Raw genomic sequence first — 26,418 nt, 5'->3', positions numbered from 1 at the left:
AGTTTTAAGAGGTTAAGGTTATGGCATACAGTGATAAAGTACTCGACCACTACGAGAACCCCCGTAACGTAGGTGCGTTCGACAAAGAAGAGAAGAGTGTCGGCACCGGCATGGTGGGTGCGCCCGCCTGTGGTGACGTGATGCGCCTGCAGATCAAGGTGGGTGATGACGGTGTGATTGAAGACGCACGTTTCAAAACCTACGGCTGCGGTTCCGCAATCGCCTCCAGCAGTCTGCTCACCGAGTGGGTGAAGGGCAAGACCCTGGAAGAGGCACAGCAGATCAAGAACTCCGAGATCGCTGAAGAGTTGGCTCTGCCCCCGGTCAAGGTTCACTGCTCCGTACTGGCGGAAGATGCCATCAAGGCGGCGATCCAGGACTATGCTGAAAAGAATACAGATTGATATCCATTGTAGAATCGAAGTTACAGATTCGGTTCTGGAGAAGTTAAATGGCGATTACGATCACTGAAGCTGCTGCAAAACATGTGCAACAGTTCCTTTCGAACCGGGGCAAGGGGATCGGCATCCGCTTGGCGGTGCGTACCTCAGGATGCTCCGGTATGGCATACGAGATGGAGTTCGCCGATGAACTGGACGAGGATGACCAGGTATTCGAAGACTTGGGTGTAAAAGTTATTATTGACCCCAAAAGCCTTGTCTATCTTGACGGCACTGAGATCGATTACACCAAGGAAGGACTCAACGAAGGTTTCAAGTTCAACAACCCGAATGCCAAGGGCGAGTGTGGTTGTGGTGAGAGTTTTCAGGTCTGACCCAAATGGCACTGGCTTATAGCACAAAGCACCAACAACCTCTTGGGTAGGCTGGGTTAGGCCCTCTTTCTGGCCGTAACCCAACAATTTACGCCGTTATTGTCGTGTTACGCAACGCTAACACGACCTACTGTTTTTTCAAGGTCGTAACAACAGGTGATAAATCGGCTGTCCCCGGACAGCCGTTTTTTTCGATATGCTGGATTTTTCGAAGAACTATTTTGAGCTTTTTGGCCTGCCGGTCGGCTTCATCGTGGATGCTGATTCACTCTCCGATCGATATCGGGACTTGCAGCGGGTCATCCATCCCGACCGCTACGCCAACGCCTCCGAGCAGGAGCGTCTCCTCTCGTTGCAGGGCGCAAGCCGCATCAACGAAGCCTTTGAAACCCTCAAGGATCCCATTGCCAGGGCCACCTATCTGTTGACCATGCACGGCATCGAAATGGATGCCCAGAAAGAGACCACCAGCGACATGGCCTTCCTGATGCAGCAGATGGAACTGAGGGAAGAGCTGGAAGGGGTACGAAATCAGGATGATCCCTACGAGGCCGTGCTCGACTTGCGTGGCCGAATCAACAAACAGATCAAGACTTTGGTTGGGCAGATGGCGGTGCAGTTTGAGAGTGCCACCCCAGACCAGTTGGAAGACGCGCGGGAGATCCTGCGCAAGATGCGTTTTCTGCAGAAACTGCGCACCGAAGTCGAATCGGTGGCGGCGGATCTGGAAGACGAGCTCTGATCCGTCATTACATAGAGCGTACGAATTATGGCATTGATGCAGATTGCAGAACCCGGTCAGGCTCAGGCCCCGCACCAACATAAGTTGGCGGCAGGTATCGACTTGGGTACCACCAACTCGCTGGTGGCCAGTGTGCGCAGCGGCAAGGCGGAGACGCTGCCGGACGAGTTGGGCCGTCATCTGCTGCCGTCAGTGGTGCAGTTTGGTGAAAACGGTGTTGTTGTCGGTGAGGCGGCCCGCGTTGCTGCAGTGACCGATCCGTTGAACACTATCGCCTCTGCCAAACGGCTTATCGGCCGGGGAGTCGAGGATATCAAGAGTCTCGGCAACCGTCTGCCTTACGAATTTGTTCAGACTGAGACAGCGGTGCCGCGCATCCGCACGGTTGTTGGTGATGTCACCCCGGTGGAGGTCTCCGCCGAGATCCTGAAAACCCTGGCGCAACGTGCCGAGCAGACGCTCGGTGGTGATCTGGCCGGCGTGGTGATTACCGTGCCTGCCTATTTCGACGATGCACAGCGACAGGCGACCAAGGACGCAGCGAAACTGGCCGGGCTGAAGGTCTTGCGCCTGCTCAATGAGCCGACCGCAGCAGCGGTGGCCTATGGTCTCGACAAGGGTGCCGAGGGTGTGCACGCTATCTATGATCTGGGTGGCGGCACCTTCGATGTTTCGATTCTGCGGCTCAACAAAGGCGTCTTCGAGGTGATGTCCACCGGGGGCGATTCCGCCCTGGGTGGAGACGATTTCGATCAGGTCGTGGCGGAGTGGATTATGATCCAGGCCGGCATCCAGGATGATGCAGACCACATGACATTGCGCCGCCTGATGCAGGACGCCTGTAGCGCCAAAGAGGGACTCAGCGAAGTGGATACCGTGCCGCTTGATATCGAACTGCCGGACGGTTCCCGCTGGCAGGGTTCACTCGATCTGGAACGATTCAACGCATTGATCGACCCGCTGATAAAAAAGACCCTGATCGCCTGCCGTCGCGCCATGCGGGATGCGGGGGTTGAGAACGACGAGATCAAAGAGGTCGTGATGGTGGGGGGTTCCACCCGGGTGCGCAGGGTGCGGGAGCGGGTTGGCGATCTGTTCGGTACTCAACCCCTGGTGGATATAGATCCCGACCGGGTGGTTGCAGCGGGTGCAGCGATTCAGGCCGACATCCTGGCGGGCAACAAACCCGATGATGAGATGCTGCTGCTCGATGTCATCCCGCTCTCCCTGGGTCTGGAGACCATGGGTGGGCTGTCGGAAAAGATCATCGCCCGCAACACCACCATTCCGGTGGGGCGCGCCCAGGAGTTCACCACCTTTAAAGATGGACAGACCGCGATGGCCATCCACGTGGTGCAGGGTGAACGGGAGCTGATCAGCGATTGCCGCTCTCTGGCCCGCTTCGAACTGCGCGGCATACCGCCGATGGTGGCGGGTGCCGCGCGTTTCCGGGTTACCTTCGCGGTGGATGCGGACGGGCTGCTGAGCGTCTCCGCCGAAGAACAGAGCAGCGGGGTGCAAGCGAGTATCGAGGTTAAACCCTCCTACGGACTTACCGATGGCGAGATCGAGACCATGCTGCGTGACTCCATCGATCATGCCCAGGATGATATGGACTCAAGAAATCTGCGGGAACAGCAGGTGGACGCGGATCGGGTCATCGAGGCGTTGGAGGCGGCACTGGCAACCGACGGTGATCGCCTGCTCAATGACGAAGAGCGCCGGACTGTTGATACTGCCCTGGCGGCACTGCGTGAAACCGCCCGGTCGGAGGACATCAATGCCATCAAGGACGGCATTGCTGATATCGAAAAGGCCTGCGGATTTTATGTCGAGCGCCGTATGAATCAGAGTATCCATGAAGCCATGGCCGGTCACAAAGTCAACGAATTTGAATAAAGGAGTGAATCGATGCCGCAACTGATTTTCCTGCCCCATGAAGATATCTGCCCGGAAGGGGCTGCGTTCGATGTCGAGCCGGGCACCACCATCTGTGACGCAGCCCAACAGAATGGCATCGAGATCGAGCACGCCTGTGAAAAGTCCTGCGCCTGCACCACCTGCCACGTCATCCTGCGTGAAGGCTTCGACTCTCTTACAGAAGCGGAAGAGGATGAAGAGGACCTGCTGGACAAGGCCTGGGGTCTGGAACCGGAATCCCGCCTGAGTTGTCAGGCTGTGGTCGGGGATGAGGATCTGGTCATCGAGATACCGAAATACACCATCAACATGGTGTCTGAGAACCACTGAGGGGAAATGCCATGAGTCTGAAATGGATTGATGTGTTGGATATCGCCATCGAATTGGATGAAACCCATCCCGAGGTTGATCCCAAGACGGTCAATTTTGTCGACCTGCACAATTGGGTTTTGGCCTTGGACGAGTTCGATGATGACCCGGATCACTCCGGAGAAAAGATCCTCGAAGCTATTCAGATGGCATGGATCGAAGAGCGGGAGTAATTTCGCCTTCTTGGTCCGACTAATGTTCAGCCAGAGCGCAGGAGCGGCGCTTCGCCACGCCGATGATACAGCACCTAAAAAACGAGTGTAGGCCCGATCAAGCGTAGCGGATAGGGCCTACACTCATCAGCAATATCCGCATAACCCCAATAAAACAAATCCTGTCGAAAAGCGGACTAGAATTATATTAAACATCTCTTCCTGACAGGATTTTGTTGACGGGGCCTGGATCAGGCTACCGACGTATCCACTATTGTTTCCCATGGCGATCCCATCGCCCCGGTTATCTTTGGTGTCACCCTGATTCTTGTCTCCGCGCTGTTCGGGCGTTTTGGTGCCCGGCGTCTGAAGCAACCCTCTGTGCTCGGTGAGCTGGTGATGGGCGTGCTGCTGGGTAATCTGTTCTACTTTCTCGGTTTCGACCTGATGGCGATCCTGCGAGAGGGAGTCGGCTGTACCGAGTTGTCCAAACTGATTTTGTCCGGCACACCGGTCGATGAGGCGCTCAACAAATTGATGGGGCCTGAGGCCGGAGAATCTTTTCTGCAGATCCTTCGTGGCCCCCACGGTAGTGAGTATCTTGCCGTCGCTCAGGCGGTGGATGTCTTCTCACGTTACGGCGTCATATTCCTGCTGTTCCATGTCGGCCTGGACACCTGTGTGGCGGAGTTGCGCTCGGTGGGCGGCGACTCCCTGCGGGTCGCCTTCATCGGCGTTCTGGTTCCTTTTGGGTTGGGTTTTTTGGTGACCTGGATGTTGATCCCGGAAGCGCCCCATGCACAACATCTGTTTCTTGGTGCGACCCTGGGCGCCACCAGTATCGGCATTACTGCACGGGTGCTGCAGGATCTGCGCCAGAGCCGTTCCGGTGAGGGCATATCATCGTCGGTGCTGCGGTGATGGACGATATACTCGGTCTGGTGATGTTGGCCATCGTTTCCGGAATGGTGGTTACCGGCAGCGTCGAGCTGGAAGAGATCGTCCGCATCATGTTGTTGGCCACCCTGTTCATCATCAGCGTACTCTATCTTGGACCCTACATCATCCGGCTGCTCATCAAGTTCCTGTACCAGTTGAATGTGTTGGAAGCGAAACTCTTTATTCCCTTCGTCTTCGTCATGGCTCTGGTCTGGCTGGCAAATCTGGTGGGTCTTGCCACCATTGTCGGGGCATTTGCTGCGGGTCTGCTGCTGCTCGACAGCCACTTCAAGGCCTGGGGTGATTACCGGAGCCACAAATACTCCATCAAAGAGCTCTTTGCACCGCTTGAGGCGATTCTGGTGCCGATATTTTTTGTCTTGATGGGGATACAGGTGAAACTGGAAACCTTCCTCGATTGGCATGTGTTACTGCTCTCCACTGGCCTGATTCTAGTGGCCATAATCGGCAAGATCGTCTCCGGGCTGGGGGTTTTGGAGAAGGGACGCAAGCGATTGGCGGTAGGTGTCGGCATGCTGTCGAGAGGCGAGGTGGGACTGGTTTTCGCCTCCATCGGTATTAGTCTGAAAGTGATCGATTCCGCCACGTTTTCAGCAGTGGTGTTGATGGTGATCACCAACGACGTTGGTGACGCCCCCGTTGCTGAAGATCACCCTGGGGCAGGGCAGACAAGCGCCTAGCTTGGGTAAAATATCCAAAATGTGTGAGTAAATAAATGGTGACAGGCGACAGGAACGTAGGCCGGATCAAGCGCAGCGTATCCGGCAGCTCTCTTGATTCCCAACAGCGTGTGACGTCCAATGGTGGCATGGAAATAGTGGAGACAACTGAAAACAATTTCGATAAGGCAGGGCAGAAAGCCACTATCCTTCTGCCTGACATCGACTGGGTGGAGATACCGGCGGGAGAGTTTCTCTATGGAGAAGAGAGAGAAACGCGTTACCTGGACAGTTTTCAGATCAGTCGCTATCCGGTCACCAATGCTCAGTATCAGACTTTCATTGACACGGATGGCTATAAATCGGACGAATGGTGGGAGGGTCTGGAAAAGCCCGTGCCGAAAGAATCCCGATGGAAGCACGCCAATCGCCCCCGTATCAATGTTAACTGGTATGAAGCGGTTGCTTTCACTCGCTGGTTGTCTGAGATGCTAAATCAGTCGATTCGATTACCCAACGAAGAAGAGTGGGAGAAAGCGGCGCGGGGAAGCGATGGTCGGGCGTTCCCCTGGGGTGAGGAGTACATCAACGGCTATGCTAACGTGGATGAAAGTCTAGAAGATGGTGTGTATTTGAAGCAGACATCTGCTGTAGGGCTCTATCCTCAAGGCGCATCACCCTATGGTGTAGAGGATATGGCGGGCAATGTTTGGGAATGGTGCCTGAATAAATATCAACATTCGGTCCGGATCGATGCTGACAGCAGTGGAAATGATTATGTGCTGCGTGGCGGTGCCTGGAACTATGGTCCAGACATTGCTCGTGCCGCCCTCCGTGGTAGGCGCTACCCAACCAATATTGCTAATCGTAGGGGGATTCGATTGTTGCTGTCGGCCTCTATTTTGAATCGCTGATACTTGTAAATGGTCACAATTTTATTGTTACTGTAAGTAGCTGACAGAAAATAAGACATGGACGAGTCTAAAACAAAGCGCCCCCTCTCCCTCAGGGAGAGGGGGTTAGTGCGGTGGTTATTGGCGACAGGTATCAGCGGCCCGATATGGGGGCAGGTAGCAACAAACGAAAACCCCGGATGTAGAGACGATAAACAGGGTGGCCCCTGCCCCGGTAGTCGGCACGTGCGTCGTTCGGTCCGTAGAGCCATGAGCCGCCGCGCAGCACGCGGTCATCTCCGCTATTATCTGCCTCAATCAGGTTCGGCTGGATGTATTTGTTTAGGCACCACTCCCAGACATTGCCTGTCATGTCCATCACCCCATAGGGAGATGCTCCCTGTGGGTAGAGTCCCACGATTGTAGTTTGTTCTAAGTATCTACCTTTTATTGACGATTCATCCACATTGGCATAGCCGTTGATGTACTCCTCACCCCAGGGGAACGCCCGACCATCGCTTCCCCTTGCCGCCTTCTCCCACTCTGCTTCAGTGGCTAGACGAATAGGCATATTCCGCATCTCTGCCAGCCAGCGGCTGAAGGCGATCGCTTCGTACCAGTCCACATTGGTTCGGGGACGATTGTGGTGCTCCCATTTGGATTTTTCTGGCTTCGGCGGCTTATCCAGATCGTACCACCACCTGTCGGATTCATACCCGCCTGCCACGATGAATGCCCGGTATTGGACATTGGTGACTGGATAGCGACTGATGTAAAAAAGATCGCTGGTGCGCCGCTCTTTCTCTTCGCCATAGAGAAACTCTCCCGCCGGTATCTCCACCCAGTCGATGTCGGGCAGATTGTCGTCATCCAGTCCGACACCCGGGCGGGGATCACTCAGCTCTGCTAGTTCATCGCCGATTTTGAGGCGGCGCTCTGACGGTGTTTCGATGTTATTCAGTTCATCCAGCAGTTTCTGTACTTCAGGGTTGAAGTCTGCTTTTTGCCTGGGCTTGGTATTCTCTGTTTCAGGCGGAATGTTGATAGTGGCCTCATAGACGCCAACACCAGGTCTGGGATCGCCAAGTTTGGCCAGCAGGTCGCCGATTTCAAGTCGCCGCTTCGGCGGGGTTAGAGTATCGTCGATCTCGTCGAGCAGTGCCTGGATCTCTTCGTTGTATTGAGTGCCGGTCTCTGTGGATCCGATTTCATTCTGTGGTTCATCAGCCCCACTGAGCCACTGATCGAGTCTGTCCTTTAGCTTTGCGGCGATTTTATTGTTGCCCAAGTCTTGCAGCAGGTCGGGCATGTCGATGAGGTTTTGGGGTTTGTTCATGCCGCTGAGAAATGCTGCATTGCCGGTGCGCAGCAGCAGGGCCTGGGCAAGAGAGAGAGAGAAATCCTGCTTGATGGAACCCCAGGCTTGGCTTGCCGATTCGCTCCAGAGACGGATTACTTTGTGAGCGCTCTCACCACTTTCGATGGGGGTCTCCCCAGGTCTTTCCAGTAGGGGCTCGACCTGAATATTTTGCATAGCGAGCCATTCGGATAATTTTTCTGCCACTGTAGTGTCGGCATCAACGTGTGCCAGATAGATAATTTTGGATGATTGTCCCTTCCTTGAGATGGCGCTCTTGAGTTGTTTCTCCACGTCCAGTTCAAACTGCCGCCCGTCGATGGTGGTGATTAAGATGTGGGAGGTGAGTTCCGGCAGGCGTATGCGGGTGCCAATATTGAAAACTTCCCACTTGCCCGCTTGTCCTTCTGGTTGGATGTGAAGCCGTGCGGGAAGTGGTCCCTGCAGTTCTAGTGTGGCATCCGCGAGTGTCGGTTCGAGGCAGTTGAGTACCAGTGTTTGTATCTTGTCGTCAAAGTGGAGTTGCAGGCTGATCTTTGTGTTTGCAAAGGGTTCGGGCAGCTGGTTTTTCAACCATGTCGGAAGGCTCTGCGGTTGGCTCAGGGTCGACCAGTCTGCGGTGTCACTCAGCGCGGTGGCGGCGTATTGTGCTAGCAGGTGGCTCTCCTCGAGCGCGTTTTCATGAGTTGCGACCAGTGGCAGGTTCTTCTTGGCCCAACGGGCCATGTCGAGGCGTTTTTCCTCATCCCGCTCCTTGCTGATGTCACGCAGGATGTCCTGTAATCTCTTGCGTACTTCACCCAACTCGTCCTTCACCGTGTAGCAGCGAAGGTCGCGCTCAAGGCGTTCCAACGGTTTCCAGTGAGCGGTGTGATCCTGTGTGAAGCGCCAGAGTTTTTGAAACCGTTTTTTTTCTTTTTCCAACAACTCATCGGCAAGCAGACGTGCTACGCCCTGGTGGAGGATGAAACCCCGGGTGCTGCGAACGGAAACCAGGTTGCTGAACCAGAGTCGCGATTCTGTCTCGGTTTCAGAAGAGGGGAGGAAGTGGCGGCGCACGTTTCTCAGCAGCAACGGTTCCACCAGCGTGACCAGCGAGAGGAGTTTTGCCAGTTCCACTACGTCAGGCTCGGTTTCCTCGGCCCGCTGCAGCAGATACTCTTCATGGCCGGTGGGTTGCAGCCAGGTCATGATATTACCCCGTGGCCGGGGCCGATGAGACGGCGGATCATCGCTGCTGAGGTATGGGGGTTCCAGTGGATCAGGTAGGGGTAGTCGCCGAGATTCTCCGGCCAGTATTGCCGTTGCCAGGGTATCAGCAGCAGTAGCGGTGCTTCGGCAGCTTCGCATTTGCGCATGAAGGAGAGCCACTCTTCCGCGATGTTATTCTCTCTTTTACTGCCGTCTATGCCCAACCCGGTCGCGACCAGGATGGGGATGCCGCTGACCGGCTGCCACTGTTTGAAGGTTTTGGGCGGCATCCAGGTTTTGGCATTGTCCGGCTGACCCTTGAATTCGTAGAGATCGACCCGGTCCTGACCCATGACATGATTTATTTGCGTGGCGAGTGCTGCCAGATCTTCCCAGTAGGGCACCATGTCGTCGCTGTAGTGGAGCAGCAGTTGGCAGCCCCGTTCCAGGGTATTGCTCATCAGACGCGGCAGGGTGCGGGGGATTTTTCCGGTAACAAAGTGGTAAATCAGTCTGAAAACGTCGATCTGATAACCGGGGCGGCGGGTGGCAAGCGCAGCGGAGAGAATGCCCCGGTTGGTATTGTCGGAGAAGAGTGACTTGCGGTGGAGCGGAACGGGGGGCGTTTCGTCTCTGTTCAGCGTTGTGTTGTTTTCATTCAGCCACGCGGGTGTTTCAACTATTTGCGGTGCAGCCCGCGCTTCTAGTGGTTTGAGCGGACTGTCGAAGGGCATGGAGGGCAGTTTAACGGGGGGCTTGGATTGTGGTGGTACACCGATGCCGGGCGGCTGATTCTGCGATGGTGAAACTGTTTTTTGATGCTCGGAAAAGCGGCTGTTGTCGAAGATTGCGTTGGGGGTGATCTCTTTGGAGATCAGTTCCTCCAATGAGAAACCGAGTGAACGGGCAATTGCCGCTGCCTGGGTGTCATCTTTCCAGGGCAGATTTTTTAGGGCGAGCAGCAGGTCACCCAGGTGAATCTCACCGCGTGCTGCCGGTTGTTGAGATTCAGTGGGGTCGTTCGGGTCAGTCATGCCTGATCGTTATCATTGGATTTCTTGAGCAGTACGCTGTTTTCAACCTTTTTCCAGACGGAGTCTTTGCTATCATCGATGGCAATCTCCAGATCTTCGCAGACCCGCACAGCATCAAGAAACTCACTGGTGCTGGGTGGTCGCCGGAACGATTTTTTGGCCTCTCCACGGAATTTTTCCATCTTTTCGGCAATCGTCGTGATGCGTGCTTCATCGGCGTTCGGGTAGTGCTTTCGGGCGATCCTGATCAGGTCCCTCTTTTTCGGCTCCTCGAGTTTCAGGCTGACGCAGCGGCGGAGAAAGGCTTGCGGCAGTTCACGCTCGCCGTTTGTGGTGATGATTGTGAGGATGCTTACCCCATCTTTAGCCATGATTTTGCTGCCGTCCGGCAGGCCGAAGGCTTTGCGGTCCAAAGGTTCCAGCAGGTCATTCGGCAGGTCGGGTTCCGCCTTGTCGATTTCATCGATCAACAGCACGGTATGATGCGTGTTGTTTTCCTGTTCCCGGAAAGTACCGGGAAAGTCGGTGGTCAGCCCCATTGTTCCTGTCTCTGCCTTACGGCCCTCCCCACGGTATTTTGCCGATTCATGGTTGAGCGCCCACCAGAAGATGCCGGGGTTGTGGTAGGCCCAGTCCGGTTTCATTGCTGAATTTTTGCCATTCTGAGCGCCGTTGCCGGAGTGGGCATCATGCAGTCGCCGAAGGTGGTCCAGTTCGACGGTGAGCTCCTCCAGACGAGTGCGGGAAGTCATGGTTTTACTGAGAAAGTGCCACTTCTTCAGCGCTGCAACAGCTTCTGCCAGACGGCTCTTTCCACTGCCGGGTTTGCCTGAGACTAAAAGCGGGCGCTCGGTGGCGAATGCAACGTCCACCGCGATGGCGATATCTTCTGAAAACAGATAAGGCTCGATTTCACCCTCTCCTTCGAAGATATAATTTTCGGGTAGATCGAATTTGCGGGGATCGTATTTCATGGTGGGGTTCCATATTTTTTATTCAGCAGTTTTTTGGCCTGTGTTTCGTAAAAAAACTGCGTGGCCTCCAGGGTAAGGTCCAGAGGCGGGGCGATAGTAAGTATCTTTGTATTTGTCTCTTCAGGCAGTTTTTCTCCCGTACCGAAGATAAAAACCAGCTTTTCGTAGGTATCTCTAAGCTTGGAGAATTTGTTTAATACTCGTGGATCGGGTATGCCCCCACTTTCTATCGAGCAATGCAGATAGACGAACAGAGGGTCAGAATAGTCATTGATTAACTGATCCACAATCTCCGGAGGAATCGGAGTGTTTTGCATGCCGAACTCCTTTCTGATCTCTTTTTGTATCTCGTCAATATCGGTGCTTGTGACTGGAATGGTTCTTATCCCATCGGTTTCCGGCCAGGCGCGCTCCAGATAGCGGTCGAGGGTGTAGTGGTTAGTATTGAGCTCTTTCGAGACTTCCAGCAAAAGATTGCCATTGATTGCGATCATTCCCTGTTGTTTGCGGGATATGGGAATAAGTCCTGCTGCCTTGGCATCCACCCAGAGTGCACGAATTGCCTTGAGTAGTTCCTTTGCGCGCGCTTTATCCGGGTTGGGTTTCAATTTGTTGATGATGTGCCAGAAGTTCTGCAGACAAGTTTGCGAATCCCGCAACATGTATCGTGCCAATGCATTGGAAAACCGGGATATCTCATCCGGATTCCATTCAGGTTTAATGTCACATTTCTCCAGGCTGTTCCAGACATCTGTCAGGTTTTGCTTGTCGGTTCCTTCTTTCAGGAGTTTGGTGACGAGGGTCTCAACTCGTTCAAATGGGGTTTGCGGGAAATCCGTCTTAACTGCGCCGAGTGCGCCAAGTGCCAATTTTACGCCATCGACAATGTCGTCAGAGTTTTCGGCATCCTGTATGCATTGATTTTTTTCAACCTGCAGGATCTTCCAGATATCCTGTTCAAGATCTGCCTGTTTTACCTGCCCTTTCAACATGACCGGGATCAGCGTGAAATTACTTTCAATCTCTCTTCGCCATGTCAGAATGGTGGCCTCTTTCTTTACCCATTGTGAGGTCTCAGCGGCGCGTTTTGAGAAAAGGATGATTGCCGCATGGCACTCGGCCAGCCACTCATTGAGGTGTCTTTCCCAGTCACATCCTGGATAGAGGCCCTTTTCATCCTGGTCGACAAGAATATCGATGCTTTTACCGTAGGCATCTTTCAGTGCCTTGCAGGTTGTTTTCAGTAACTGCCAGTTGTGGTCTGCATCCAGCTGGTCCTGCTCCACGTCATCGAGACGTGAGCTATGGCTGATGAAGAGTTTGAGTCTGCTCATCCGATAGTTACCCTCATGCATCCCTCAAGAGAATAGAGTGCAGAACAACCTGACTAAACATAGTCAGTTGCTATGATTTATATACTCTAAATCATATCCTAATTCTATTTACGGTTTGTGAGTGGCCGGATCAAGCGCAGCGGATCCGGCACCATCTGAAAAACTACTCCTTCTCTAAGATAGTCTCCGTCTCCGGCAGATCACAGCAGGTTGCTTCTTGGTCATCCACAGCACAGAAGGCCTTGCCTGCAGATATGCACCCAAGCGGAATGACTGCCAGTGTCATCGGAATACCGATGATCGGGCCGAACAGCAGCGAGATGGCCATACCCTGGAAGATAGGGTCGAACAGGATGGCGAAGGCACCGGCCATCATGGTGAGATCGGTTACCCAGATCGGACGCATACGGATCTGTCCTGCCATCATCACCGCCTCTTTGATGCTTACGCCACGATGGACCTCGTTCTTGGCGAAGTCCACCAGCAGGATCGATTTGCGCACACCGATACCGGCCAGTGCGATAAAGCCGATCATGGAGGTGGCGGTGAATTCTGCGCCCAGCAGCCAGTGTCCGGGGATGATGCCGATCAGGGTCAGCGGGATAGGTGCCATGATGATCACCGGCTGGATGAAGTTACCGAACTCCCATACCAGCAGGATATAGATCAACACCAGTGCTGCAGCGAAGGCAAGCCCGAGGTCGCGGAAGGTTTCATAGGTGATGATCCACTCGCCGCTCCATTCAAAGCCGGAGACAGCATCGTCCTGCGGTGGCCCCGTCATGGTACCGCTGATCTGAACCCCATCCGGCGTCTCATACTGTTTGAGTTGATCCTCCACCGCGAGCATACCGTAGAGTGGTGCGCCGAGTTTGCCCTCCATTTCGCCCACCACATACTCCATGGGGCGCAGATCCTTGTGGTAGATGATCGGGTCTTCCGCTATTAGTTCAAATCTGCCCAGCTCGAAGAGTGGAATGGTCGTGCCCTCTCCTCCGGCGATCGGCAGGTTGGCCAGCCGGTTCAGTTCGGCGCGGGAGGCCAGCGGCAACTGTATGACCAGATAGGTCGGCTCCAGTTCGTGTCCCCGTTTCACGTCACCCAGTTTGTAGCCGCCGAGGGCCATGTCCAGGTTGCGGGTGATGGTTTCCACCTGCACGCCACGGCGGGTGGCTTTTTCGGTATCCACAGCAAAGTGCCAACGTTTATAGTCATCGGCGATGTAGGAGTCGACGTCCACCAGATTGGGGGCCGCCTCGAACATCGCTACCAGGTCTTTTGAGACGGTCTTGCGGGTGAGATCATCCGGACCGTAAACTTCTGCCACGACGGTCTGCAGTACTGGTGGGCCGGGGGGCATCTCGACCACCGAAATGCGGGCGTTTAACTCCTGGGCAAAGGGTGTCAGCAGGCGCCGGGCCGCTTCGGCGATCTGGTGGCTGCTGCGCTTTCGATCATCCTTGTCGATCAGCATCACCTGAATGTCTGCCTGCCAGGGTTCCTGACGCAGATAGTAGTGGCGTACCATGCCGTTGAAGTTGAACGGGGAGGCGGTGCCGATATAAGTCTGCAGAGCGGTAACCTCGGGGATGCCCTTCAGGTGCCGGGCCAGCCGCTGGGTCACATTGGCAGTGACCGGCAGGGCGGTGCCTTCCGGCATGTTGATGACGACGTTGAATTCCGGTTTGTTGTCGAACGGCAACATCTTTACCGTCACCGCTTTGAAATAGAAGAGGGAGCAGGCTGCGAAGAAGGCGATGACTATGCTGATCAGGAAGATCTTTGCCAGATGCCGGTTGTGAACCAGGGGTTCAATGATATGCCGGTAGAGCTTGCCGATGGCGGCCTGGATCTTGCGTTCTTTCTCTTCCGCCCGCTTCAGAGCATCGAGTTTGGGTCGCATCAGACGCGCGGTCCAGGGGGTGAACACAAAGGCGGCGAAGAGGGAGAAGATCATGGCCACCGATCCGAACAGGGGAATGGGAAACATATAGGGCCCCATCATGCCGCTGACGAACCCCATCGGCAGCAGGGCGGAGAGGATTGTCAGGGTGGCGATGATCGTGGGATTGCCCACCTCACGGACTGCATCAATCGCGATCTCTTTACTGGTTGAATCGTCGTGCAGCCAGCGTCGGAAGATGTTCTCCACCACCACAGTGGCATCGTCTACCAGGATGCCAATGGAGAAGATCAAGGCAAAGAGGCTTACCCGGTTGATGGTGTAGCCCATTACCCAGGATGACCAGATGGTGATCAGGATGACCACAGGTATGATGGTGATGACTACCATCGCCGGGCGACGGCCGATCAGCAGCCAGCTGAGGATGCTCACTGCGATGGTGGCTTCAAGCAGGGCGATGAGCAGTTCGTTGACCTTGTCATTGGCGGTCTTGCCGTAGTTGCGTGTGATCTCGGCGTTGACGTTGGTGGGGATCAGCCGACCTTTGAGACGCTCTAATTTATCCAGCAGTGCATCAGCTACGGCGACACCGTTGGTTCCCTCTTTTTTTGCAACGGCGATGGTGACCGCGGCTGCGCCTTCAGTGTGGATTGCCTCATCGGGCAAGGCGGTGCCACTGATGAAGCTGACCATGCGTTGGGTCTCTTCTGCGTCATCGAACACATTCGCCACATCATGGACATAGACGGGTTTGCCGAAATGGCTGCCTACCACCAGTTTTGCCACATCAGCGGCATTTTTGAGAAATTGACCGGCTGTGACTCTATAGTGGGTATCGCTGATCTCCAACGAGCCGGAGCTCTGCTCGATGTTGGCGGTGCGGATCGTATTGGCTACCGAGTCCATACTGATGCCGTGACCCGCAAGCCGTTCGGGCAGGACCTCGATGCGTACCTGACGCGCCTGTCCGCCGACCACGAAACCCTGTCCCGTATCGGGCACCTCTTTCAGACGCTGCAGCACATCGAAGGCGAGGGCACGCAGATCGACGCCTCTCATCTCCTCAGACCAGAGGGTAACGGTAACCACCGGAACGTCATCGATGCCTTTGGGTTTTACTAGAGGCATCGCCACGCCGGGGGGCATCTTGTCGAGGTTTGACTGGATCTTGTCATGCACCTTGACGATAGAGGGGCCGAGCTTCTCCCCGACCTTGAATCGGACGGTGACGATGGCCCGTTCACGTTCGCTGGCTGAGTAGATGTGCTTGGTACCGGGTATCTCGCTCATCATGCGTTCAAGTGGATCGGTAGCCAGGCTGGCGACCTGATCTGAGGAGGCGCCGGGATAACTGACGAAGATATCGATCATCGGCACTAGGATCTCGGGATCCTCCTGCCGCGGCGTGAAGATCAGGCCCAGGATACCGATGAAGAGGCAGGCAAGCAGAAACAGGGGGGAGAGGGGAGAGTCGATGAATGTGCGAGCGATATTACCCGCCATACCCAGTGGCAGCTCAACCTTATGGGGCAGCGCAGCATGGTTAAGAGCCGGTCGACGCGATCGAAATCTGGGTGATGTTTTTTTTGTCATTGAGGACTTTCCACAGACTGCGAAAAACGCACTATCTACGGGAAAGTATAGTTGTTGATAGCCTTCTTCTGTTGATCATGATCATCTTGAATGGATAAAGTCTTCCAGAGGGTAGAGGCTGGGACTATGCTTCCAAATAGGAAAAACAGTGATACGGTAAAAAATGGAGAAAAAAATGCTGGAAATCAAAAATAAAGCGTCGGGTGAAGTGATTGCCAGTCTCGAACTCGAAACGCTGGCCGGTGCAGACCTGCGGGAGATGGATCTGGAGGCGGCAGATTTAAGAAACAGGGATCTGCGGGGTGTGCGATTCAACTCTGCCGAGTTGATCGATGCTGATCTGAGTGGTGCCGATCTGCAGGGTGCAACATTTAATAATGCACATCTGAGTGGCGCGAGTCTGAAGGACGCAAATCTGATTCAGGCGCGTTTCGGTAGTCATGTTCGCGCCAATGCGGCGGTGCTGGAAGGGGCCGATCTCACCGGCGCCGATCTGAGAGGTGCTGACCTGCGCAACGGGATGTTTCGCGGGGCCAACCTGTCAGGTGCCGACCTGAGCCGTGCGGATATGTGTGATGCTGATTTTCAGGAGGCCAATCTATCAGGCAGCGTGGCCCACGATGCGCTCTTCATCAAGGCCAATCTGCGCCGGGCTGATCTCTCCAATGCCGATTTCAGGGATGCCCATCTGAACGACACCAACCTGATCAAAGCCGATCTCAGTGGGATCAACCTCGAAAGTCAGCAGCGGGACGGTTTCAGCGCCATCAATCTGGCTAATCTGGAAGGAGCCAACCTGAGTGGCGCTCATCTGCGCAATATCTCCGCCGAGGATTGTGTGATGAGAAATGTCAATCTTTCCGGCGCCGATCTCTCTCATGCAGTGATGGGGGGCACCGTGATGCGCAGTGCCGATGTCACCAATACCAACTTCGAAGGGGTCGAACTGGCCTCAGTGACCATGGACTTCTCCAACTTTTCCAAGGCATTGAATGCCGATATACCGTCTTATAAGCAGAATCTTCGCTGAAAAGATAGGCTAAAGGTCAAAGGTGAAAGCGCGTAGGCCCGATCAAGCGCAGCGGATCGGGCATTCAGCCTTGATGAACGGTTGTAACTGCCGGTTCCGTTGCGCTTGAACCGGCCTACATGCAACCAAGGACAGTCACGACAGAGTCCGGCCCATCCGTTGGCACGACCTCCTTCCACCTTTGACCTTTAGCCTTTTACCTATTTTTTTACTGTCGAAATATTTTACAGATTTCATTTTTGGCAGGAAATCAAATAGGATAAAAAATCTTAATTAATGTTAAATTATTAAAAAATACAAAAAGTTAAGCGCGCATCGAAAATGCCTGGTTCAAATCTTGCTACGAACTTAAATTATCTACTGCAAAACATTTATATCCAGCGTCGGGAGGCGATAATAAGATGATGAAACATAGATATTCCGCATGGATTATGGCTTCGGTCCTGGGGCTGGCTGCCTTTTCCTCCCATGCAGAGGTTGATCTGAAAGACTTCGCTTTCAATGTCGATGGGACTTTCAGCGCTGCAGCCGTGCCTGCTGGTGTTGACGTCAGTGGATTCGATATGGTTACCGGACTGGGTATAGTTACTGCAACCATTACCGGAACCGGGGATCACTTTTTCGGCGCTTGGTTTGACCATGAGATTGATCAGGCGATTAATACGCCTTTCAACGAAACCGGGTGGGCTAACGGGGCACCAGTGGCTGGTCAGTCCTGGGAGATCGACGAGCCTGGTTGGGGGTCACCCACCAATGGGTCTGCAGGTGTGTCATATACCGGCGATATCTACTGGAATATTGAGAATAGTTACAGTCCGTCGTACCCGGGGGATGTGTTTCTGGATAATCAGGTGTTCTATGACTGGAACGATGATCAAACCCTCACACCACCGGATGATGTCTCCATGGCCATGGGTTGGGATTTCACTCTTGCTGTGGGTGAGCAGGCGTTCATCGAACTGGTGCTGATGACCGATATCCCACCTGTGGGTGGTTTTTATCTTACGCAGGCCGATGATGCTTCCCCGGATCAAATCTTTTTCTCCGGATCTCTGACTAGATCAACGATACCGACTCCAGAGCCTTCGGTTCTCCTGTTGTTTGGCGCCGGCCTCCTTGGGTTGGGTAGCATTCGCCGCCGTAAACAGACTGTCTGAACCCTTCTTCCAATCCCCTCGTACGGAGCGGCAAATGCCGCTCCGTAGTTAGTCTCCACCCGGAAACACCGCTTTCACTACGAAGTGCATAAGGCTACAGTCTAACTGCAAAGCGTTTGTAGGAGCGGCGCCTCGCCGCGAAAACTCCGTAGACAGTCAAATCACAGCGAGGCGCCGTTCCTACCAAGTTAATATCCCCCCGTCCGCTTGCGGCGGAGTGGTTTATCTGAAAAAGAGGACTCTTCGGTGAAACACGTCAGACTCCCCATCATCTGTTTTTTTGCCTTATTCCTCTCTGCCTGTGGAGAGGGTCCACCGGAGGATGGGTCTCAGCTACCGGCAGAGTCCGCTGCGCCAAGGGTACGAAATGTGCCGGATCCCGCCATGGAAGCGCCGCAAGAGGATTCAGCCGGCCAGGCTGTCGAGGTTGAGGCAAAACCTGCTGTCCCGGCAGAACCGACAAGGTTCACTGTCGATGCGGAAGGACGCAGGGTCTTCCTGCCGGGAAAGGGCTGGATGTCATCGTCGGCGTTCTGGGATATCTACTACAATCGTCCCGAGGAGCTGCCGGGTGACATCGATCACCAGGCACTGCACTCACTTCGCGCTGCGGAACAAACGGAATAGCTTTTGGTGCAGCGCCCCGCCGCGATTTACCTATCTATAGAGTCATCGCGGCGAGGCGCTGCTCCTTCCCTGATTCTAGGTTCAGTCCTCAAGGGAATCCCATTCTTTTGTAAGTAATTCCGACACCATTGGCTGGAATCCCCTGCCTAATCGGAAAAAACTTCAAATCTTCATAGTCAATTGAAAAACAAATAAAAAATATTTCTTTATGCTGGGGTTAGTGCTTCTTTAATTGATGCACGTCAACAGATTTTGTTGTTTTGCCGCCTAATTAGTCATCAAACGATTGATTAGAGTGTAGAAAACTGTAAATTTTTCCGACACTCTTTTTTGTCCGCAAATTCCCCCAGGTAATTTACATATAAAACAAATGGTTATTCAGGGCTGTCTTTCTCAGGTTGAGACTGGAATGGGATTAGTTGCCCTCGCCCGAAAAATCGATGAGTCTCTTTTTGGTCTGCGAATGATTAAGAGACTACTTCCTAACCATCAGAAAAGCCTATAAAAAGTAATGTTATTGGCTGTGTCTATATCAGTCAGCGCAAGATTCTATGGTTGGCGGCACAATGTTTGCCTATAAACTTATAGAGGACGGTGGATAATTGACTGAGTGAGCCGGAACGTTTTCCTTGCTGAATTACAGACAGGAAAAAAGAGTTTTCAGTGGACGGCTCCTCCGATTTTGCTCGATAGGATCGAGTAAGTGCCGGATTGGCACATGGGGAGGTAGTAACAAATGAGCACTGTGTATGACGACTGTGCATCGGGCCTTAATTCTGCGTTACCCGATGTTGTTCAGCTGCATCCTTTCAGCTGAATCGCTGTTTCGAGTTGAGGGCTTGAGCAGTGCAGCGCTTACAGAAAGGCGGGCAGATCTGGCGTAAAGACGCCGGAAGTTCCGTTGGGAGAGTCACACCGGACTCTCTGAAGACGGCGTACCTGTTTATCTTTTTTCTCTTTACCTGTTTCATCGTCTCCCCCGTTTTCCCTGCTTTCACTGACCAAACTGCGTCACGCCTGCCTGCTGCAACGGACAACAGCTACAGTCAAACGGCCGCTGATATTGATGGTGACGGTGATTCCGACCTTCTCGTAAACAACAGTGGTCAGAGCCGTCTGCTCATAAATGATGGCAGCGGCACTTTTGGCGATCAGACCAGTTCCCGCTTGCCGCTTCTTGACGATACCCTGGTAGATGCTGTTTTTGGTGACGTGGATGGAGATACCGATCTGGATTTGGCGCTTGCCAGCGTCTTTGGACAGAACAGGATCTTCATCAATGACGGAACCGGAGTGTTTTCCGATGAGACTCTCTCCCGCCTGCCGTTCGACGCCGCACAGAGCATGGCTGTCAAGTTGCGGGATCTGGATGGGGATGATGATTTGGATATGGTGGTGGCCAACAGAGATGGCCGTAACCGAATCCTGATTAACGATGGTAGCGGGAACTTCGCCGATGAATCCATCCTGCGGCTTCCCGCTGATATGGATCCCAGTTTTGACCTGGAAGTCGCTGACCTGAATGGTGATGGTACGCCGGATCTCCTGATCGCGAACCAGGGCACTCAAAATCGCTTGCTGGCGAACAACGGGCTGGGAGTTTTCAATGATGAGACCGTCCTCCGCCTGCCCGTGTCGTCGGCAACGAGTCTCGATGCCCTGATTTCCGATATCGATGCCGACGGGGATCCGGATCTGATTCTGGCTGAAGGGGGAGAGGGACTTCGCCTGCTGATCAACAACGGTAGTGGCGTTTTCAACGATGACAGCGGTGCGCGTTTGCCCGCTTTGACCGATTATGTGGTCAAGGTCAATGTGGCCGACGCCGACTACGACGGTGATGACGATTTGCTCCTGGCCAACCTGGGTCAGGATCGACTGCTTTTGAATGACGGCACCGGTCTGTTCAGCGACGGCACCGGCGCACAACTGCCGACTGATGTCAGCCGGACTTTCAGTCTGCTGCTCCAGGATGTGGAAAACGATTTCGACGCCGATTTACAACAGGCCAACCCTCAGGATCAGAACCGTCTGCTCATCAACGAGATCCCCTTCCCGCGAACCAGGGTTAGCATATCGCCTGACTATATCGAGGCAGGTGATACGGTAACCGTCACCGAGCAGACCTTCGACGAGGACGGCGTTGCCTCGGTTGCCCTTACCATCAACGGGACACCAGTGCCGTTGGTTGGAGGGGTCGGGCAGTATGTGCCCCCAGTGGCAGGAGACTACACGGCGCTGATTACATCCGAGGACACCCTCGGTAACGTGGGAACGCGGAGCAGGGAGTTTCACGTCTTTACCCAGGATACTGTTGGTCCGACGGTTACTATGACCGCCACCCCCGCCACGGTACTGCAGGGAGAGTCCGTGGCGATCCATGTTGAGGCGACGGATGATCGTACGGTTACCGACCTTGCCTTGGAAGTGGACGGTGCCCCCCATCCTCTCGATGTCAATGGCGATGCGATCTACGCGAGCATCGTCACCGGTCCGCACAATGCTGTGGCAACGGCACACGATGCGGCTGGCAATGAGGGGGCTGATAGTGTTGTCATCAATATCCTGGCGGATACGGAAGCGCCCACGGTAGGCGTGACTGCTCTGCCTGATCCAGTTGATCTGCTCAACCCCGTCACTATCAGTGTCAATGCGACTGATAATGTTGCAGTCAGCGAGCGCACCGCGAAGGTTACCGGCCCCGGCGATCCAGGTGGACTCGACTTGACCCTGGATGCTGCTGGCGAGGCTACCTATGTTGCCTATCAGCCAGGCACCTATTTGGTGGACGTTAGTGCCAGGGATCCCGCCGGAAATGTCTCAACCAGTAGCACGAGTTTCGAGGCGGTGGGTATACCCGATGCCACGCCGCCCACGATCACGCTGACCATCGACCCCTACGCGGTGGCTCTGGGTGAATCGGTCACGCTCACGGTTATCGCTACGGATGACGTAGGTGTCGTAGAGAGAACCCTTGAAATAAACGGTACGCCGGTTCCTCTGGATGCTGGCGGCAGTGCCGTATACACACCACCGGTGTTGGGTACATACAACGCCGTGGCTGTGGCGCGGGATGCCACGGGTAATGAATCGACGGCCCTGGACTCATTCCAGGCAGTGGATCCGGCCTCGGATACCACGGCGCCGGTTGTGATGATTAGCTCGCCCGCAGAGGATGAGCCGCTGAGTGGCTTCGTCAACATCGAAGGTACGGTTGATGACGACACACTGGTGGAATACACGCTGGCCTGGGCTCCGTTGGACAGCGCCGACTTTACCCACTTCCACACGGGCAACCGGACGGTGACCGACGGCAATCTTGGTGTACTCGATACCACAATGATGGAGGCGGGCTTCTATCAGGTCAGGGTCACTGCGACCGATATCAATGGTCTGACCACCATTCTGCTGCATGAGCTCAACGTCACTGCAGAGTTCCAGCTTGGTATCTTCTCGGTCAACTACCAGGACAAGAACCTCACAGTGGGCCGCTTCCCGATTACGGTGAACCGGACCTACGACAGCCGCCGCCGCAATATCCCGGGCGATTTTGGTTACGGTTGGTATCTGACGCTGACCCAGGCCGAGCTGGTTGCCAACCGGCCGGCAGGTGAAGCGTGGAACCACAGCAGCGGTGGTGGGTGGTTCCCCACCTACTACCTGACACCGACCCGGCCACATCTGGTCACGATCAAGTTTGGTGAGGATGAGAAATATCAGTTCAGTGCACGTCCGAACCCGGATCAACAGCAGCTGGTACCCATAGAGTTCCTGAACAGCATGAACTACGAACCTATTGGGGATGCTGAGGGTACGCTATTGGCAGGCGGTACAACGCCTGATCTGGTGATCGGTGGTCTTGGTCCGGTTGAGATATACGACTTCGATCTTGATATCTACAACCCGACTATCTTCACTTATACGGCGCCTGACGGTTACATCTACCGGTTCGGTAATGAGAACAAGGCTTCGGTTAACTACAAGCTTACCAGCGTCACCGATCCCAGTGGTCTGACGGTGACCATCACCGACAATGGCTTCACCCGCTCCGACGGGCTTAGCGTCAGCTTCGTGCGGGATGCCCAGGGACGGATTACCAGCATTACCGATCCGAACGGCAACGACATCACCTATGAGTATGATGCCAACGGCGATCTGTTGGCACAGACAGACGGTGAGAGCAACCGTACCGAATACGTCTACGACAGTGGGCACTATCTGACCGAAACCGTCGATCCGCTGGGGCGCACCACACAGCGCCAGGAATACGATGTGAACGGCAGGCTGATTGCTATTACCGACGGCAACGGAAACCGTGTCGAGATGGAGTATGACCTCGACAACAATAGCCAGATCCTGCGCGACCGCCGGGGCAATCCGACCATCTATGAATACGACAGCCGGGGCAATATCACTCACGAGACCAACTTCCCGGTGATCAACGGGACAGTGCAGGCGGTGCAGACGTTGCGGACATACGATGCCGATAGCCAGATGACCTCAGAAACCCTACCGGACGGCACACTGAATACCTATACCTATGATGTGCGCGGCAACATCACCGGTGAGGTGCGCGACAGCGGTGGTCTCAACCTGACCCATAGCTATACCTACGACAGCGCTGGAAGAATGTTGAGTCATTCTGATGCGCGGGGTAATGAGAAGAGCTGGACTTATGATGCCCAGGGCAAGCTCATCATCCGTTCAGACCGCATCGGGTATGCCTGGCTCAATACTTACGATGGCGCCGGAAACCGGATCAGGGAGACCGGTCCGCTCGGCAACTACACGCTGATCGAATACAACGTCCTGGGCAACGTGACGGCCAAGGAGCGTTATGACAGCAGCGATGTCAGGCTGCGGCGCATGGAATATACCTATGATGCCAACGGCAACAAGCTGAGCCAGACGGTTATTGTCAGCATTGGTGGAACGCCGACTGCTGCTACCACCACCTATACCTACAATGGAAATTCGCAACTGCTCACCCAGACCGATCCGCTCGGTCATGTGGCGCAGATGGAATACGATGCTATAGGCAACCGGATCACCGAGATCGATGGCCTCGGCGAGCGAACAGAATATACCTACAACGTACTCGGTAAGGTGGCACGTATCGATTACCCGGATGGCACAGCATCGATCTACGGCTACGATGTTGATTACAACCGCGATGCGGTGACTGATCTCAACGGAAACACGGTCACCTATCTGTACGATGCTGCCAATCGCATCATCCATGTGGGCTATCCGGACGGCTCGAATCGAGTCAAACAGTATGACAGTGCGGGTAACCTGGTCACCGAGATAGATGAAGCCGGTAACCGCACCGATCATGCTTACGACAGCACCGGTCGACGTAGCAGCACCACACAACCGCTTGTGTACGATGCAGTGGCGGGCGCCAATACCCAGCCGGTGACGGCCTATGAATATGACGCCAACGGTAACCGTTCTGCGGTGGCGGATGCCAACGGCAACCGCACCGAGTACACATTCGATGCGGAAAACCGCAAGACCCTGACGCTCTATCCGGATGGCAATACCGCCACCAGCGTCTATAACCCGGCGGGCATGGAGATTCGCAGCACCGACCCGATGGGTCTGACTACCGAGTACGAATATGATGCCCTGAGCCGTCTGGTGAAGAGTTCACTGCCGCCGCCCACTGCGGGTGATCCCAGATCCGATACCCTGTTCGGCTTCAACGAGGCGGGCAACCTGGTCAGCCAGACAGACGCTAATGGTCATACGACGCTTTATACCTATGATTTGGCAGGCAACCGGGCATCACGGACACTGCCGGGCGGAGAGTCTGAGGGTTTCACCTATGACGCGGCAAACCGTCTGGTTGGGCATACCGATTTCAACGGCAATCTGACCACCTTCGGCAACGATGAACGGGGGCGCAGAACAACAACCCTTTATCACGATGGCAGCAGCCTGTTGGTCACCTACAACGGCATGGGGGAGAGGCTCAGCGTGGTGGATAGCCGTGGTGCCACTAACTATGACTACGATACCCGCAACCGCCTGGTGCGCCGGAGTGATCCTGACGGACTGACGCTCGACTATGCCTACACAGTCATCAACCGCCTCGCCAGCGTCACCACCTCGGGTGGCCGCACCACGAGTCACAGCTACGATGCACTGGGCCGTCTGCTCAGCACCACTGCCGCAGAGGGTGGCGCAACTGCTTTCGGCTACGATCCCGTGGGTAACCTGGTACTGTCGGAACAGGCCAACGGAACCAGCGCGGAACATGTCTATAACAGCCGTAATCAGCTGACATCGCTGCACAATCGCTACAGCGACAACAATATCATCTCGGCCTATGTCTACACCCTGAATAACAACGGCCTGCGTTTGCGGATCGACGAGTTGATGGGTAACGCCGTGGACTATGTCTACGACGACAACAGTCGCTTGATTCGCGAGACCCGTGTTGGTGCCAACGCATACGATCACCAGTACAGCTATGATGCCGTCGGCAACCGGACAGAGGTCGACAAAGACGGTGCGATCACTGCTTATACCTATAACGTCAACGACCGTATGACCAGCGCCGGTGCAGCCACTTACAGCTATGACGCAAACGGCAACCTCATCAGCACCAGTGAAGCTGGCGATACGAGCAGCTTCGAATACAATGCAGCGGACCGCATGGTGCGCGCTACCGTACCGGGTGGGGCAGTCACCGATTATGTCTATGACGGCGACGGCATCCGGGTCAGCCGAACCGATGCATCCGGCACCACCCGCTATCTGGTGGATGGACGTAACCAGACAGGTGTGGCACAGGTGATCGAGGAGCTGGACGGCGGCGGTGCCCTCCAGGTCAATTATACCTACGGCATGGATCTGCTGAGTCAGAACCGCAGTGGTGCCAGCAGTTACTACCATGCGGATGGATTGGGCAGTGTACGCGGCCTGACTAACGGTGCCGAGAACCTCACAGATACCTATCTCTACGATGCCTATGGCAATGAAGTCGCTGCCACCGGCAGTACGGACAACAGTTACCGCTTCGTCGGTGAACAGTATGATCCCAATATCGGCTTCTACTACCTGCGGGCGCGCTACTACGATCCGACAAGCGGTCGTTTTACCTCCATGGATCCGGCGTCCGGCGACCCTCAGAGTCCCATCAGCCTGCATCGTTATCTGTACGCCAACGATAACCCAGTCAACTACGTTGATCCCACCGGTGAGTTCACCTTGGCCGAGATGACGATCGTGCAAGGGATACGGATGAATTTGATGAAGGCCACAGTGCCGCACCAGGTCCGCTTCTTCCTGCGCGCCACCATGATTGCCGAGTGCATCCTCAAACCCGCCTATACGAAATTCTCCAAGGCTATGGAGATGATGGGCAACGACGTCAACGGCGGCATCTCGCTGATGGTCGCTTCGCGCAAGGAGATCGCCGCAGGCTACAAGGCGCTGTCAGCGGCAGGTCAGGATATGTTCAAGTCGATCGTCGATGATCTGAAACCGGATTGGTACAAGACGCTGGAGGATATCAGCGCCAAGATTGATGCGCTGAAGAAAGGCAAGCTGGTCGTTGCCCTTGGGCTTACCGACAAGATCAACGAACTGGTCGAGTATCACAAGAAGGTTGACGAAGCGACCAAGGCGACGGTGACAGCCTACGAGGCAGCCGCCAGAGGTGATGTCTCCAACGCCTGTGTAGGACTGAAAGCTGTGGATATGATCTGGACCATGACCGAGGTACCGGATCCCTAAAT

Annotated in this window: 18 protein-coding genes; 13 read left to right on the top strand and 5 right to left on the bottom strand. The window is 54.7% G+C overall.

The window, feature by feature from the left end; genetic code table 11:
* The first annotated feature begins 20 nt into the window (after window positions 1-20).
* From iscU to HPY30_04690, 9 genes are all read left to right on the top strand, one after another.
* Window positions 21-404, top strand: coding sequence for a Fe-S cluster assembly scaffold IscU (gene iscU, locus HPY30_04730; GenBank protein ID QYZ65350.1), 384 nt, complete (start codon window positions 21-23; stop codon window positions 402-404).
* A 47-nt stretch (window positions 405-451) separates the two neighbouring features.
* Window positions 452-775, top strand: a complete 324-nt coding sequence (gene iscA, locus HPY30_04725; protein QYZ65349.1) for an iron-sulfur cluster assembly protein IscA — start codon at window positions 452-454, stop codon at window positions 773-775.
* A gap of 196 nt (window positions 776-971) precedes the next feature.
* A complete protein-coding gene (gene hscB, locus HPY30_04720; GenBank protein QYZ65348.1) occupies window positions 972-1,517 on the top strand; it encodes a co-chaperone HscB in 546 nt (181 codons plus the stop codon).
* Between the two features lie 27 nt (window positions 1,518-1,544).
* On the top strand, window positions 1,545-3,416 hold the full coding sequence (hscA, locus tag HPY30_04715) for a Fe-S protein assembly chaperone HscA (protein QYZ65347.1): 1,872 nt from the start codon (window positions 1,545-1,547) through the stop codon (window positions 3,414-3,416).
* A 12-nt stretch (window positions 3,417-3,428) separates the two neighbouring features.
* Window positions 3,429-3,767, top strand: a complete 339-nt coding sequence (gene fdx, locus HPY30_04710; protein ID QYZ65346.1) for an ISC system 2Fe-2S type ferredoxin — start codon at window positions 3,429-3,431, stop codon at window positions 3,765-3,767.
* 11 nt (window positions 3,768-3,778) lie between these two features.
* On the top strand, window positions 3,779-3,979 hold the full coding sequence (iscX, locus tag HPY30_04705; protein QYZ65345.1) for a Fe-S cluster assembly protein IscX: 201 nt from the start codon (window positions 3,779-3,781) through the stop codon (window positions 3,977-3,979).
* 225 nt (window positions 3,980-4,204) lie between these two features.
* Window positions 4,205-4,879 (top strand): hypothetical protein, encoded by a 675-nt coding sequence (locus HPY30_04700; GenBank protein QYZ67910.1) that lies wholly within the window; start codon window positions 4,205-4,207, stop codon window positions 4,877-4,879.
* Window positions 4,879-5,598, top strand: coding sequence for a cation:proton antiporter (locus tag HPY30_04695; GenBank protein QYZ65344.1), 720 nt, complete (start codon window positions 4,879-4,881; stop codon window positions 5,596-5,598). Before HPY30_04700 ends, HPY30_04695 begins: the two co-directional genes overlap by 1 nt.
* Before the next feature lie 35 nt (window positions 5,599-5,633).
* Complete coding sequence (locus HPY30_04690; protein ID QYZ65343.1) at window positions 5,634-6,491, top strand: formylglycine-generating enzyme family protein; 858 nt, start codon at window positions 5,634-5,636, stop codon at window positions 6,489-6,491.
* Window positions 6,492-6,624: 133 nt separating this feature from the next.
* Here the strand turns inward: HPY30_04690 and HPY30_04685 are convergent, their stop codons facing one another.
* From HPY30_04685 to HPY30_04665, 5 genes are all read right to left on the bottom strand, one after another.
* Window positions 6,625-9,018, bottom strand: a complete 2,394-nt coding sequence (locus tag HPY30_04685; protein QYZ65342.1) for an SUMF1/EgtB/PvdO family nonheme iron enzyme — start codon at window positions 9,016-9,018, stop codon at window positions 6,625-6,627.
* Window positions 9,015-10,052, bottom strand: a complete 1,038-nt coding sequence (locus HPY30_04680; protein ID QYZ65341.1) for a hypothetical protein — start codon at window positions 10,050-10,052, stop codon at window positions 9,015-9,017. Before HPY30_04680 ends, HPY30_04685 begins: the two co-directional genes overlap by 4 nt.
* Window positions 10,049-11,026 (bottom strand): AAA domain-containing protein, encoded by a 978-nt coding sequence (locus tag HPY30_04675; GenBank protein ID QYZ65340.1) that lies wholly within the window; start codon window positions 11,024-11,026, stop codon window positions 10,049-10,051. The genes HPY30_04680 and HPY30_04675 overlap by 4 nt, the downstream gene beginning before the upstream one ends.
* Window positions 11,023-12,360 carry a hypothetical protein gene (locus HPY30_04670; protein ID QYZ65339.1) on the bottom strand — a complete coding sequence of 446 codons (1,338 nt, stop codon included), beginning with the start codon at window positions 12,358-12,360 and terminating at the stop codon, window positions 11,023-11,025. The genes HPY30_04675 and HPY30_04670 overlap by 4 nt, the downstream gene beginning before the upstream one ends.
* A gap of 163 nt (window positions 12,361-12,523) precedes the next feature.
* Window positions 12,524-15,856: an efflux RND transporter permease subunit gene (locus HPY30_04665; GenBank protein ID QYZ65338.1), complete on the bottom strand. Its 3,333-nt coding sequence runs from the start codon at window positions 15,854-15,856 to the stop codon at window positions 12,524-12,526.
* A 175-nt stretch (window positions 15,857-16,031) separates the two neighbouring features.
* Between HPY30_04665 and HPY30_04660 the strand changes: the two genes are divergently transcribed.
* From HPY30_04660 to HPY30_04645, 4 genes are all read left to right on the top strand, one after another.
* Complete coding sequence (locus tag HPY30_04660; protein ID QYZ65337.1) at window positions 16,032-16,886, top strand: pentapeptide repeat-containing protein; 855 nt, start codon at window positions 16,032-16,034, stop codon at window positions 16,884-16,886.
* 401 nt (window positions 16,887-17,287) lie between these two features.
* Window positions 17,288-18,043, top strand: coding sequence for a PEP-CTERM sorting domain-containing protein (locus tag HPY30_04655; protein ID QYZ65336.1), 756 nt, complete (start codon window positions 17,288-17,290; stop codon window positions 18,041-18,043).
* Between the two features lie 246 nt (window positions 18,044-18,289).
* Window positions 18,290-18,670, top strand: coding sequence for a hypothetical protein (locus HPY30_04650; GenBank protein ID QYZ65335.1), 381 nt, complete (start codon window positions 18,290-18,292; stop codon window positions 18,668-18,670).
* Window positions 18,671-19,516: 846 nt separating this feature from the next.
* Window positions 19,517-26,416 (top strand): hypothetical protein, encoded by a 6,900-nt coding sequence (locus HPY30_04645; GenBank protein ID QYZ65334.1) that lies wholly within the window; start codon window positions 19,517-19,519, stop codon window positions 26,414-26,416.
* The last annotated feature ends 2 nt before the right edge of the window (window positions 26,417-26,418 follow it).

The organism is Gammaproteobacteria bacterium (ex Lamellibrachia satsuma) (genome assembly GCA_019623805.1).
Taxonomy (GTDB): domain Bacteria; phylum Pseudomonadota; class Gammaproteobacteria; order Chromatiales; family Chromatiaceae; genus QGON01.
Note: the sequence above shows the minus strand (reverse complement) of the source record. Positions and strands in the feature narration are given on the sequence as shown.